The sequence below is a fragment of the Clostridium sp. JN-1 genome, assembly GCF_003718715.1.
Taxonomy (GTDB): Bacteria; Bacillota; Clostridia; order Clostridiales; family Clostridiaceae; genus Clostridium_AV.
The window spans coordinates 687,941-700,465 of sequence record NZ_CP033465.1; the positions used below are offsets into that span (position 1 = coordinate 687,941).

Sequence of the window (12,525 nt, forward strand, 5' to 3'; positions counted from 1 at the left end):
AATAGTCCACATCTGAATAATAGGTGTGGATTTTTACGCTTACTTTTCAATCAACCGCATTATAAGGTGTGTTCATCAATATTTTCACCCCTGTAGTTTTGCGAGACGGAGACGAACTCGTTAATGTTTATTGCAACTATTGAAAATGTAATTTTTAAAAATTACATTTTTAATAGTTGCAATAAAATTTCTTTTGAGCTATGATTACATCATAGCAAATAAAGTTAGTTTTAGAAAGGCACAATATTTTATGAAAAGGTTGAGTGAATTGGTTGGATTAGTAAGTGGATCGCCTCAGTTTAGAATTACTGAAGTGTTTGATGAGAAAACACCGCTTTTTACTTATTATAGTCAAACGGATTTAACAGATGATTTGGTAGGTATTATTTCAAACAATGTGGACAATAAACAAGTCAGAACAAATGATAAAGTAAATATCTTATGCTATGGTGATGTGGTGTTTAGTTTAATCACAGGAATTGCAGCGATGGTAAGAAAAGAGCACGAGGGATATCTTTATACGCAAAACTACGTTAAGTTATTACCTAGCCATAACATTGATTCAAAGTTTTTGGTTTATCTCATTAATGAAAACAAAACAATTAAGAAGCAGTTTGCTTTGGGACTGCAGGGTTCGCAAGTTTTAAAATATACTCTCAGGCAGCTTAAAGAGCTCGAAATACCGAAAATACCTTCCATAGATAAGCAAAAAATTATAGGACAAGTATATTTTAATCAGTTAAGGCTGCAAGCCCTTAAAAATAAGGCAGCAGAACTTGAAACAAAAATCAGGTTATCCAAGTTAGAGGAGGCAAGTCAGAAATGAATGAAGAGCAATTTGAAACTGAACTAATACAATACATTACCAGTGGAACCATAACCAAACCTGAACACCTAGAAGGAATCACCGGCTTTATGGTTAGTGAAAAACCTGCTGATTACTGTGTAAAAACAAAGCTGTGGAAGTATGAACCAAAAATTAAAACTACAGAAGAGCTTTGGAATAACTTCAAAGAGATTCTTGAGAGGCACAATCAAAATACACTTGATCATCCACTAAGTACTATTGAATTTAATCAAGTTAAAAAGATTATATCTGATATTCAAACACCATATGAAGCTGGACAATTTTTATATGGACTTAATGGTGTATCGCAAATCGAAATTGATTTGGATGACGGCCGCCACGTGTTTTTAACGGTTTTCGATCAAAAACAAATCGGTGCTGGAGATACAGTGTATCAAGTAGTTAATCAAATTGAACGCCCTGCAGTTATCCCTGGGAAACAAAATCGCCGTTTTGATACGACACTTCTTATTAATGGTTTACCTATCATACAAATTGAAGAAAAACGTGATACACATGATGTCAATGAAGCACTAAATCAAATGCATCAATATTCCGAAGAAAACCAATATAGTGATATTTTTTCCACTTTACAAATATTAGTGGCAATTACGCCCAATAACGTGAAGTATATGGCGAATACCACTCCGGATAAGTTCAATAAGGACTTTGCTTTTAACTGGCAGCGTAAAAGTGATAATACGATTGTGCGTAATTGGAAAGAGTTTGCTGATTCAATGTTAAGTATTCCAATGGCACATCAGATGGCTACTAATTATATGATTTTGGACGGCACAAAAAATAAACAAACGTTAAAGGTAATGCGTCCATATCAAGTATACGCAACTCAGAATGTAATTGAAAGTTTAAAGCAAGTTGATTTTGAACTCGGCACAAATAAAGTAGGTTATGTTTGGCATACCACTGGTTCTGGTAAAACTATAACTAGTTTTAAAACAGCATGGCTTGCAAGCCGCATGCCTAAAATTGATAAAGTTGTCTTCGTAGTAGATAGGATTGCTTTAACGAAACAAACAAATGAAAATTATAGGGCCTATGATCCAGATGCTGCTGAAGATACGATTGGCAGCGTTCAAGATACTTGTAATACTAATGATTTGAGTCGTAAACTAAAGAGTAAAGATAATAATATCATTGTTACTTCTGTTCAAAAGCTTGATACTTTAGTGAAACGTAAATCTTTTAAATCACCTGATAAAAATATTGTATTTATCGTGGATGAAGCACACCGTTCAACTGGTGGTGAAAGTTTTCAAAAGATACAAAAAGCTTTTAAAAAGTCTGCTTGGGTTGGTTATACAGGAACGCCGATGTTTGATGAAACTACTAGTGGCTTACGAACAGAAGATATTTTTGGACCATTGTTACACGCTTATACCATTCGTGAAGCAATTGCAGATAGAAATGTTTTAGGCTTTAAAGTGGATTTTGAAACAACCATTGATGAAGAACAAATGAAATTGAAGTATCTACCAAATTTCTATAGAGAACGCTATCCGAAGTGGACTGAAGAACAGATTCAAGAGAAGATTAATAATCTAAGTCAAGAGGATATGGATGATGCGGTTGAACCAAGTTTTTATGATGAAAATCCAGATCACATCAAGTTAGTAGTTGAAGATATTTTTAAGAACTGGCGAAATCGTTCAAATGAAGGTAAGTATAATGCACTTTTTACCACTCATGTTGGTGGTGGGAAAGCTAGTACTCCAATGGCAATGATGTATTTTAATGAATTTCAACGAGTAAATAATGAGAACAGGAAGAACGGTGGACAAACATTAAAATTAGCAGTTACATTTAGCCAAAACTCATCCAATAATGATAGTATGCTTGCCACTAATCAAGGTTTACATGATGCTATTAAAGCTTATAACAAAGAATTTGGTACAAGCTTTGGTATGGATGATGTAGCAGGATATACACAAGATGTTACTAGTCGTTTGAATAAAACTGCTACCGACAAGAACTTCTTAGATATTGCGATTGTGGTAGATCAACTTTTGACTGGATTTGATGCACCAGAACTTAATACTCTTTATGTAGATAGAACACTTAAAGGGGCTGGACTTATTCAAGCTTATTCAAGAACAAATCGTATTGCTGATATGCAAGAAAAACCCTGGGGGCGTATTGTAAATTATCGCTGGCCTGCTCAAAATGAGAAGTTGATGAATAAAGCTCTCGCAATTTATGCTAATAAAGCTTCTGCAATTTTATCAGAAGATGACCAGCGTAAATCTAACCAAGATGATGGTATTATCGCTAAATCTTTTGAAGATGTATTTAAGGAAGTTAAAGGGGTTGCTCAGAAATTATCCAGCTTAACTAATAAGTTTCAGCAATTGCCACCTTCTGAGAAGCAAAAAGAGTATATGCTTGATTTGCTGCATGGTTATAATGCTGGTATGGCTAAATTAAAACAATATGCACCTAAAGAAGTTGATGGAAATGCAGTAGGCTTCAATTACGACAATCCTGATGAATTAGTTGAAAAATTAGGGATGACAAGTGAACAGGAAACCATGCTTACTACAGTTTTAACCAATGAACTTAAACAACATATATCAAAAGAAAAGAAAATTCCTTTTGATCAAATTGAGTTAAGAATGACTCATGTCAAGGATGTGAAAATAGATTATGATTATTTAACTGAATTGGTGGAACAATTATTAAACCAAGTGCATGAGGGCAAGAGTCAAGAAGCACAAGCTACGAAAGAGAAAATTAATCAATTTGCCAGTGGCTTGGAAGACAGAAATTATGCTGCGAAGATTATGAATGCAGCAATTGCTATTATCAAAGGGCATTTTCCGCCGGAAGGTTCTAATCTTAAATATCCAGTAAAATTGAAAAATAGTGAACAGATTATTCAAGCGGCTAATAATGTCAGCCTTGATAGAATGTTTTTAGATTTTCGAGTGAAGTGGGGAATCACAGATATTATCACAAGTGCCCAGATGCGTGAATTATTTAGTCGTCATCGTTATGGCTTACAAGATTTAGACGATACTGGTCAAATTCGAGATATAATTGCAAAAGCAAGCGTGGATTATAAGACGTTAGCACATGACGAGGAGATACAATCTTTGTCTAAAATCAAGTATCGTAATGGTTTACGTGAAGCTATTTATGAATTAGCTGATGATCAAGCTGAAAGTTAAATTATATCTAAGGATACTTTAAAATTAAAGCATTTAATGAGATGCTTAAGAATAGTAAAATTAATTATTGAACTGTCGACCATCAATTGACAGCTCAGATAGGAGATAAACTATGGATAAAAATAAAGCGAATGTACCTAAAATAAGATTTCCAGGATTCACTGACCCTTGGGAACAGCGTAAGTTGGGTGAAGTCCTTGAAATTATGACAAGAACGAATAATGACGGTGAATATACTCGGGATGATGTTTTATCTGTTTCAGATGAATATGGTGTTATAAATCAGATAAAATTTCAAGGCAGAAGTTTTGCTGCTGAAGATGTTACAGGCTACAAAAAAGTTGTCAAGGGTGACATTATTTATACGAGAAGTCCGTTGGCAGCAAAACCGTTCGGAATTATAAAAAAAGTAAGCAATGAAGAGGGTATAGTATCTCCGTTGTATATCGTAAATGTTCCGACTGAGGGCAATGACTCAACATTCATTTATTACAACTTTGATATGCCTGAAAAGACAAACAATTATCTTCGTCCACTCGTAAGAATGGGTGCTAAACATACAATGAATATTTCTAACGATGAATGGTTATCGGGTGAAATCTATGTTCCGTCTTTAGCTGAACAAAAAAAAATAGGTGCTTACCTTGCAGAACTCGATAACCTTATCACCCTTCATCAGCGTAAGTTAAATCACTTGCAAGATAAGAAGAAGAGTTTGTTGCAAAAAATGTTCCCGAAAAATGGCGAGAATTTTCCAAAACTTCGTTTTCCAGAGTTTACCGACCCTTGGGAACAGCGTAAGTTAGGAGAGATTTCAGATAAAGTAACTGAAAAGAATACAGAAAATTTTTATGATGAAACTCTTACTAATTCAGCAGAGTTTGGTATTGTCACCCAAAGAGATTTTTTTGACAAAGATATTTCCAATGCAAAGAACTTAAATGGATATTATGTAGTTCAAAATGATGATTTTGTTTATAATCCACGAATTTCAAACTTTGCCCCCGTCGGACCAATAAAAAGGAACAAATTAGCAAGAACAGGCGTAATGTCGCCACTTTACTATGTATTCCGAACACACGATATTGATAAAACCTACTTAGAACATTATTTCGATACGACTTGCTGGCATAGTTTCATGAAACTAAATGGAGATTCGGGCGCACGTTCCGATCGGTTTGCAATTAAGGATTCTGTGTTTATAGAAATGCCAATTCCATTTCCAAACTTGGAAGAACAGAAAAAGATCGGGAGGTTTTTTGATACAATAACAACCCTTATCACCCTTCATCAACGTAAGTTAAATCACTTGCAAGAACAAAAGAAAGCATTATTACAACAGATGTTTGTATAAAATAATTTGAAAAGAGGAAATAAAACAATGAGTAATAATCCACAAACAATTACTAGCAAACTTTGGGCTATGGCAAATGAACTGCGCGGCACAATGGATGCGTCAGAGTACAAAAACTATATCTTAGCATTTATGTTTTATCGATACCTTTCGGAACATCAAGAGCAGTATTTAGTGGGGAATAATGTTATTGATGTTCGTGATGGAGAATCTATTAATGATGCTTATCTAAAACAAGCGGTAGGTAAAGATTTAGATGACTATTTACAAGATATTTCATCAAGTCTGGGATATGCAATTGCGCCAAATGATACATGGGAGTCTCTGATTAATAAAATTAATGACGCACAAGTTATTCCTAGTGACTACCAAACTATTTTTGATAACTTTAATAAAAATGCGGAATTAAATAAAGAAGCAGTTAAAGATTTTCGCGGTATATTCAACGATATTAACTTGGGAGACTCACGTCTTGGAAGTTCTACAAATGAACGTGCAAAGTCACTTAACAATATAGTTAAGTTAGTTGATGGAATTGAATACAAGGGGGATGATGGAAAAGATATTTTAGGTGAAATCTATGAATACTTAATCGGTCAATTTGCTGCAAATGCTGGTAAAAAAGGTGGAGAATTCTATACACCTCATCAAGTAAGTAAGATTTTAGCTAAAGTAGTAACTAGCGGTGTAGAAAAATCAGATGAATTCTTCAGCGTATATGACCCAACAATGGGTTCAGGTTCATTACTACTTACTGTTGGACAAGAATTGCCTAATGGTACTCATATTAAGTATTTTGGTCAAGAGTTGAATACAACAACTTATAACTTGGCTCGTATGAACTTGATGATGCACGATGTACCTTATAACAATATGACACTAAATAATGCTGATACTTTGGAAAGCGATTGGCCAGATGGACCAGACGGAAAAGGAATTGACCACCCACGTAGTTTTGATGCAGTGGTTGCAAATCCACCATATTCTGCAAAATGGAATAATGATAAAACCAAATTAAAAGATCCACGTTTTAGCGATTATGGAAAATTAGCACCAGCGTCAAAGGCGGATTATGCTTTTATATTGCACAGTATATATCATTTAAACAGCACTGGCACAATGGCTATTGTTTTGCCTCACGGTGTGCTATTTCGTGGTGCAGCAGAAGGTAAAATTCGTCAAACTCTGATTGAAAAAAATTATCTTGATACGGTCATAGGTTTGCCAGCTAACTTATTCTATGGAACAAGTATACCAACAATCATTTTAGTATTTAAGAAGAATCGTAAAATGAAAGACATATTATTCATTGATGCAAGTAATGATTTTGAAAAGGGTAAGAATCAAAATAACTTAAGTAATGAAAATATAGATAAAATCATTAATACGTTTAAAGAACGTAAAGATGTTGATAAATATGCTCACGTAGCATCAATTAAGGAAATCAAGGAAAATGAGTTTAACTTGAATATTCCACGTTATGTTGACACTTTTGAAGAAGAAGCTCCAATTGATTTGGATGAAGTAAATAGGCAGTTAGAACAAGATAATAAGGAAATTGCAGAACTTGAGGCAGAGATTAATGAACAATTAAAGATTTTAGGTGTAAAAAATTAGATTTATTGGTAGTGGGAAAGTGAGACATTCACTTTCCCGCATTTGTTTGGTACAGCGTGATGCAATTTTCGATAATGGTTTCTAGTTAAATTAATTCTGATAATGAACGCATAACCAAATCTATATCTTTATTTTCAAGTTCCTGAATAATATGCAAATAGGTTTTTTGGGTTGTTGTCATACTAGCATGCCCTAACCTTCTTGCGACACTTGCAATTGACACACCAGCAAATAACAAAAGAGAGGCATGCGTGTGGCGTAATCCGTGAATTGAAATTACTGGGACTTTTGCATTCTTACAGTGTCTTGTTAATATGTCATTAACAGTTGAATTATATACTTTGTTTTCTGCAAATATAGGTTTATCTTCTGGTAATCCTTTTAGTAATTCAGAAAACTGAATTACTGTTTGCCAGTCTATTTGTACTTTTCGTACAGAGGATTGATTTTTTGTTGGAAGAAATCCCCCACTTCCTTTATAATCCCATGTTTTACTGATTGAAAGTATCTGATGTGAAAAATCAAAATCTTTAGGTGTAAGTGCTAATGCTTCCGAAAATCGCATCCCAGTTTTTGCAACTAATAGTATAAACCAATCCCAACTTACTTCAGACTTTAAATCAAGATTACTTAATAGAGTATGTAACTCGAACTGATTCAGGTACTTTGTTTTTTTATTTCTTGGAGCTTTTCCTTTGATTATTGCTTTTCTCGTAGGATCCCTATCAATTAGACCTTCATCCACTGCATCTAAAATTGCAGCTTTTAATTGATGATGAAAATCCATTGTTGTTTGACGCTCATGATATGCAGCATAGTCATTAAGTAATTGTTGGTAGGTTATACGATTCAAATCGCAAATCATAAGGTTCGGAATAAGTTTTTTAAGCCACTTTTCTGTCATAAGATATTTATCCATAGTCACTTTTCTTATAGCACCATCTTTGTATACTGTAATCCACTGTGCATAATATTGGCAAAATAAATCAGTTTTCTTTATTTTTTCTAACATTAATAATTCCTCCTTTTGAGTTATCGAAAATTGCTCACGCTGATGAAGGGTGATAAGGGTTGTTATTGTATCAAAAAACCTCCCGATCTTTTTCTGTTCTTCCAAGTTTGGAAATGGAATTGGCATTTCTATAAACACAGAATCCTTAATTACAAACCGATCGGAACGTGCGCCCGAATCTCCATTTAGTTTCATGAAACTATGCCAGCAAGTCGTATCGAAATAATGTTCTAAGTAGGTTTTATCAATATCGTGTGTTCGGAATACATAGTAAAGTGGCGACATTACGCCTGTTCTTGCTAATTTGTTCCTTTTTATTGGTCCGACGGGGGCAAAGTTTGAAATTCGTGGATTATAAACAAAATCATCATTTTGAACTACATAATATCCATTTAAGTTCTTTGCATTGGAAATATCTTTGTCAAAAAAATCTCTTTGGGTGACAATACCAAACTCTGCTGAATTAGTAAGAGTTTCATCATAAAAATTTTCTGTATTCTTTTCAGTTACTTTATCTGAAATCTCTCCTAACTTACACTGTTCCCAAGCATAAGTTGATCATTTGGATGAGATCTTGCTTACTTAATTCTTTTCGAAATAATTAAGTGTGAGCACAAATCAGTAATTGAAAAAGTATACCTATTTTATTAGTATAACCATATGTTGGAATTTAGTGGTTAGTATTTTTACCTTAGCATTACTCTTAACAGGTATCTTATACTAAGGCTAAGACTCTGCGTCTAGCGTTCACCACACTAAGGGGAGTAAGTAAAAGAGGAATAGTGAAGTAAAGTGATCCCAATATCAAGGACATTTATAAAAAAGGCATTAAGTCTTAAAGTAATATTTCAACCAAATGAGGGACGCTTAGATTTATACTATAAGGAAAGACTTATATCTTTAGATAACAGTGGGAAAGAACATATTCCTTATTTGAGATGGTGTTTAGGTTATAATAATAATCACATAGATTACTGTTTTAATGGTTTTATGTTTAAAAATTTACTATACAGAAACAACTATGTATGTGGATTATACAATGTACCTGAATTTATAGGAGCCTTAGCAACATTTTTAAGAAATCGAAATATTGGAACTGATTATTTCCAAAACAGTAAATACTATTGTTTTTAATATAAGGAGAGAAAGTTTTTTAATATCCTTATGTCATAAAGGCGATATGACACAGAGGCATTGGTATTGTATCTCCAACAGATACGTTTACCGGTGCCTTTATCAAGTGGCATCCTTGATCAGAATGAATTAAGATTTCCTTCGTTTTATAATAACCATACCTAGAAATACCAGCACATTTACACAACCAGCTTATATTCAAGAGATTATTATCCCGCTGCACCATTTACTGAATCATCTTGAACTTTAGTATTTCAGTTGGTATTTTGCTAGTCTCATATTCTGAGACAAAGTATGCCCTAAATTCTTCAGTGTATGTTATAACCTTCAAGCTGGCACTCTTTACGTATGGATTTTTCAATAAAACTTCTAATTGTTCATCTGTAAAATAATTTTTTCCTATAGTAATCGGTTCATTTAAAATAATTTACAACAAAAAAAGATTCTGTAAAACAGAATCAGTTAAAAATGGTGCTTTGTACGTTTTTTATAACTGTCTATTTTATAGGACCTATTTTACAAATCTAGGTACGTTCTCTTTTATATTTTTTATTGTCCACCACACTTGGGGATCTAGAGACTTTAACCTTAGCTTCTTCCTTTTTTAAGGTTTCTTTAATATGCTGTATATCTTTAACTTGTTGTTTATATATGGATACATCTTCTAAGATGACTTTATGTTTTACAAATTCCACCTGTTCCTCGCTCAAAGGGATACGTATAAATTCAGTAGAACTATTTTTATGTTGTGCATCAGCTGAGGCAAAGGTCTTTTTCTCAATTATAAGTTCTTCATGTACAATAGGTATAGTAAAATTTTTTTCTTCTGTGAAAGTTTCTTTATGAGTTTTTACATTTCCCGTTTGTATCCACTTTTTTGCTATATCAAGCTGTTCTTTTTTAATTTGAAGAGTTGCATTATTGATATTATTATTTGTCTTTACCATAAATTTTGTCCTCCAATTGTTTAGAAAGACACCTCACGAATTGTGTATAATTTGTGAGGTGTCTCAAATTTAACTAGCTCTGGTTACTTGTACTGTCAACTACATTAGGATCGCCAATTTTATTTACTTTAGCTTCTTCTCGTTTAAGAGTTTCATCTATATGCTCTGTATTTTCTATAGCACGTTTATGAGCTGAAACTTCTCCTGATACTACTGTGTGCTTATTTACATCAACCTTTTCTTCACTGACGGGAATTTTAATGCTTTCCTCATCAGTTATAGGAGAATCAGAGGATTCATTGTCTAGGTTTCTTCTTTCAATTACGACTTCTTCACGTGTTACAGGGACATCTACACTTTTTTTCTCTTCTATGATTTCTTTACCAAGTTCTACCTCACCTTTTTGAACTTTATTTTTAGTAATGTCAAGTTCTTCCTTACGGAGACGAAGTTTTGCTTCATCCTTATCAGTATCCCTTTTATTATCATCATTGTTTCCCCAAATTCCATTTAATATACTCATATATAAACACCTCCTTAAATAATAACCATTTATATATTGCCCTTTGTGAAATGTATTATCCTGATTGAATATTGGAAATATGCTAAAGAAAAGGTTTGACAGTAATTAAAAATGTTTTCCAGTGTTAACAACAATTTAAAAATTTATTTTAATACAAGAAATTACAATTAAATAATTTTATGAAACATACCCCTCATGTGTAAGCTGTAGTTAGATTAATTAAACTAAACTATTGAAGGTTTTACGAAGGATAATAAATAGTGTTTTTCCGCTATTCTTACTCTATAAATTTAAGAGGATGTTTTTAAAAAATTTTATAATATAGATTACTATATATTTGCAAGGTTAATACTTTCATGTTCACATTTAATATATTATTTGCATAATATACTTATATATAGATAAGCGTTTATGTAAGAATATATTTATCATTGATAAGTATAAAATGTATTGACATTACATAGGATACTATCTATACTATTATATATAGACAAACATCTATATAGGAGGAGCATTAATGAGCTTAAATTATGATGATAATGCAAAAATTATTAAAGCATTATCAGATGGTAGTAGATTAAAAATAATTGATATATTGTCTTGTGGAGAAAAGTGTGCTTGTGACATATTGGAGCACTTTGATTTTACACAGCCAACACTTTCCCATCATATGAAAGTCCTAATGGATTGCGGTCTTGTACAATCTAGAAAAGAAGGTTTATGGTCATATTATTCATTAAATATTACTAATTGTAATAAATTAATTTTATTTTTAATGAATATTATAACGGATACAGATGAATGTATCTGTAAAGGTAAAACAAAATGTAAATGTAAATAATAAAAAACTTAGTTAAGAGAATTAAATTATATTACATTAAGATAATGCAGCTTTACAAAAGAAGTTTGGATAGCACCTAAGAACCTTGCAACTTTAGTCGTGAAAAGTTCAGCATTGGATAATTAAATTAAGGAGGAAAAAAGATGAGTGATTTTAAAAAGGTAGATGTTAGAAATGCTGTTCGTAATAGTTATGGAAAGATAGCTATTGGGAATGCAAAAAAGGATGGCTGCTGTGGTGGAAGTATTAAGCTTAAAAAACCTGCTGTAGATATATCTCGTAAAATTGGATATTCTGATGAAGAGATATCAACTGCTCCAGAGGAAGCTAATATGGGATTAGGCTGTGGAAATCCTCAATTAATAGCTAATATTAAGGAAGGAGAAACTGTTATAGACCTTGGAAGTGGTGCAGGATTTGACTGCTTTTTAGCTTCAAAGAAAGTTGGGACTAAGGGATATGTTATTGGAATTGACATGACTCCAGAGATGATTAATAAATCAAGGGTTATGTCTAAAAAATATAGATATAGAAATGTAGATTTTAGATTAGGTGAAATTGAAAATATTCCTGCAGCAGATAATACTGCGGATGTAATTATTTCAAATTGTGTTATAAATTTATCTCCAAATAAACAAAGAGTATATAATGAAGCTTATCGTGTATTAAAAAAAGGTGGAAGAATTGCTATTTCTGATATAGTTCTTGTTAGAGAATTGACGAAGGAAATGAAGCAAGATGAGAAACTTTATTGTGGATGAGTTACTGGTGCATCTTCAGTTGAAGAATTAAAATTATATTTAGAAAAAGCTGGCTTTAGTAATATTAAAATTGAAACTCATGAAGTCTCAAAGGAATATGCTGAAAAATGGGGACATAATTTAAAAGTTGGAGAATACATTATGTCTGCATCAATAAAAGCAATAAAACCATAAAAGTTTTTTACTGTTTAGTAAGATAAAATTGAGATATTCACTTTATATTATAATATTATGATATGTTATAAATATATATAACATTATGTTATTTATAACATAGTGCTATTTTTAGGTGTCTTTGTGGCGG

General features: G+C 32.5%; 10 protein-coding genes and 1 pseudogene. 7 read left to right on the top strand and 4 right to left on the bottom strand.

All coding sequences use genetic code 11. From position 1 onward, the window contains the following. Window positions 1–250: 250 nt before the first annotated feature. The 4 genes from EBB51_RS03505 to EBB51_RS03520 all read left to right on the top strand — a co-directional run bounded on the left by EBB51_RS03505 (window position 251) and on the right by EBB51_RS03520 (window position 7,003). Complete coding sequence (locus EBB51_RS03505) at window positions 251–826, top strand: restriction endonuclease subunit S (RefSeq protein WP_123053181.1); 576 nt, start codon at window positions 251–253, stop codon at window positions 824–826. Beyond that, window positions 823–4,032: an HsdR family type I site-specific deoxyribonuclease gene (locus EBB51_RS03510; protein WP_123053182.1), complete on the top strand. Its 3,210-nt coding sequence runs from the start codon at window positions 823–825 to the stop codon at window positions 4,030–4,032. The genes EBB51_RS03505 and EBB51_RS03510 overlap by 4 nt, the downstream gene beginning before the upstream one ends. A 112-nt stretch (window positions 4,033–4,144) precedes the next feature. Beyond that, the gene (locus tag EBB51_RS03515; protein WP_123053183.1) at window positions 4,145–5,386 is read left to right on the top strand and encodes a restriction endonuclease subunit S; all 1,242 of its coding nucleotides are present in this window, start codon (window positions 4,145–4,147) and stop codon (window positions 5,384–5,386) included. Window positions 5,387–5,413: 27 nt separating this feature from the next. Continuing rightward, window positions 5,414–7,003, top strand: coding sequence for a type I restriction-modification system subunit M (locus EBB51_RS03520; protein WP_123053184.1), 1,590 nt, complete (start codon window positions 5,414–5,416; stop codon window positions 7,001–7,003). 85 nt (window positions 7,004–7,088) lie between these two features. Here the strand turns inward: EBB51_RS03520 and EBB51_RS03525 are convergent, their stop codons facing one another. Beyond that, on the bottom strand, window positions 7,089–8,015 hold the full coding sequence (locus EBB51_RS03525) for a site-specific integrase (RefSeq protein ID WP_150131714.1): 927 nt from the start codon (window positions 8,013–8,015) through the stop codon (window positions 7,089–7,091). Between the two features lie 33 nt (window positions 8,016–8,048). After that, window positions 8,049–8,549: pseudogene (locus EBB51_RS13540) on the bottom strand (restriction endonuclease subunit S); the annotation flags it as partial. A 258-nt stretch (window positions 8,550–8,807) separates the two neighbouring features. On the opposite strand from EBB51_RS13540, the gene EBB51_RS03530 reads away from it, so the two are divergent. Further along, window positions 8,808–9,149 carry a hypothetical protein gene (locus tag EBB51_RS03530; RefSeq protein WP_123053186.1) on the top strand — a complete coding sequence of 114 codons (342 nt, stop codon included), beginning with the start codon at window positions 8,808–8,810 and terminating at the stop codon, window positions 9,147–9,149. Window positions 9,150–9,673: 524 nt separating this feature from the next. Here EBB51_RS03530 and EBB51_RS03535 read toward each other — a convergent pair. Together EBB51_RS03535 and EBB51_RS03540 are read right to left on the bottom strand one after the other, a co-directional pair. Beyond that, window positions 9,674–10,096, bottom strand: coding sequence for a YsnF/AvaK domain-containing protein (locus EBB51_RS03535; RefSeq protein WP_123053187.1), 423 nt, complete (start codon window positions 10,094–10,096; stop codon window positions 9,674–9,676). A gap of 73 nt (window positions 10,097–10,169) precedes the next feature. Next, window positions 10,170–10,619, bottom strand: coding sequence for a YsnF/AvaK domain-containing protein (locus tag EBB51_RS03540; protein ID WP_123053188.1), 450 nt, complete (start codon window positions 10,617–10,619; stop codon window positions 10,170–10,172). Window positions 10,620–11,136: 517 nt separating this feature from the next. Between EBB51_RS03540 and EBB51_RS03545 the strand changes: the two genes are divergently transcribed. Both EBB51_RS03545 and arsM read left to right on the top strand, forming a co-directional pair. After that, a complete protein-coding gene (locus EBB51_RS03545; RefSeq protein WP_123053189.1) occupies window positions 11,137–11,460 on the top strand; it encodes a metalloregulator ArsR/SmtB family transcription factor in 324 nt (107 codons plus the stop codon). A 143-nt stretch (window positions 11,461–11,603) separates the two neighbouring features. Then, window positions 11,604–12,395 (top strand): arsenite methyltransferase, encoded by a 792-nt coding sequence (arsM, locus tag EBB51_RS03550; protein ID WP_190285321.1) that lies wholly within the window; start codon window positions 11,604–11,606, stop codon window positions 12,393–12,395. The last annotated feature ends 130 nt before the right edge of the window (window positions 12,396–12,525 follow it).

Coding starts and splice junctions, on each gene's coding strand:
- EBB51_RS03505 (WP_123053181.1), top strand. CDS start 251: ATGAAAAGGTTGAGTGAATTGGTTGGATTAGTAAGTGGATCGCCTCAG.
- EBB51_RS03510 (WP_123053182.1), top strand. CDS start 823: ATGAATGAAGAGCAATTTGAAACTGAACTAATACAATACATTACCAGT.
- EBB51_RS03515 (WP_123053183.1), top strand. CDS start 4,145: ATGGATAAAAATAAAGCGAATGTACCTAAAATAAGATTTCCAGGATTC.
- EBB51_RS03520 (WP_123053184.1), top strand. CDS start 5,414: ATGAGTAATAATCCACAAACAATTACTAGCAAACTTTGGGCTATGGCA.
- EBB51_RS03525 (WP_150131714.1), bottom strand. CDS start 8,015: ATGTTAGAAAAAATAAAGAAAACTGATTTATTTTGCCAATATTATGCA.
- EBB51_RS03535 (WP_123053187.1), bottom strand. CDS start 10,096: ATGGTAAAGACAAATAATAATATCAATAATGCAACTCTTCAAATTAAA.
- EBB51_RS03540 (WP_123053188.1), bottom strand. CDS start 10,619: ATGAGTATATTAAATGGAATTTGGGGAAACAATGATGATAATAAAAGG.
- EBB51_RS03545 (WP_123053189.1), top strand. CDS start 11,137: ATGAGCTTAAATTATGATGATAATGCAAAAATTATTAAAGCATTATCA.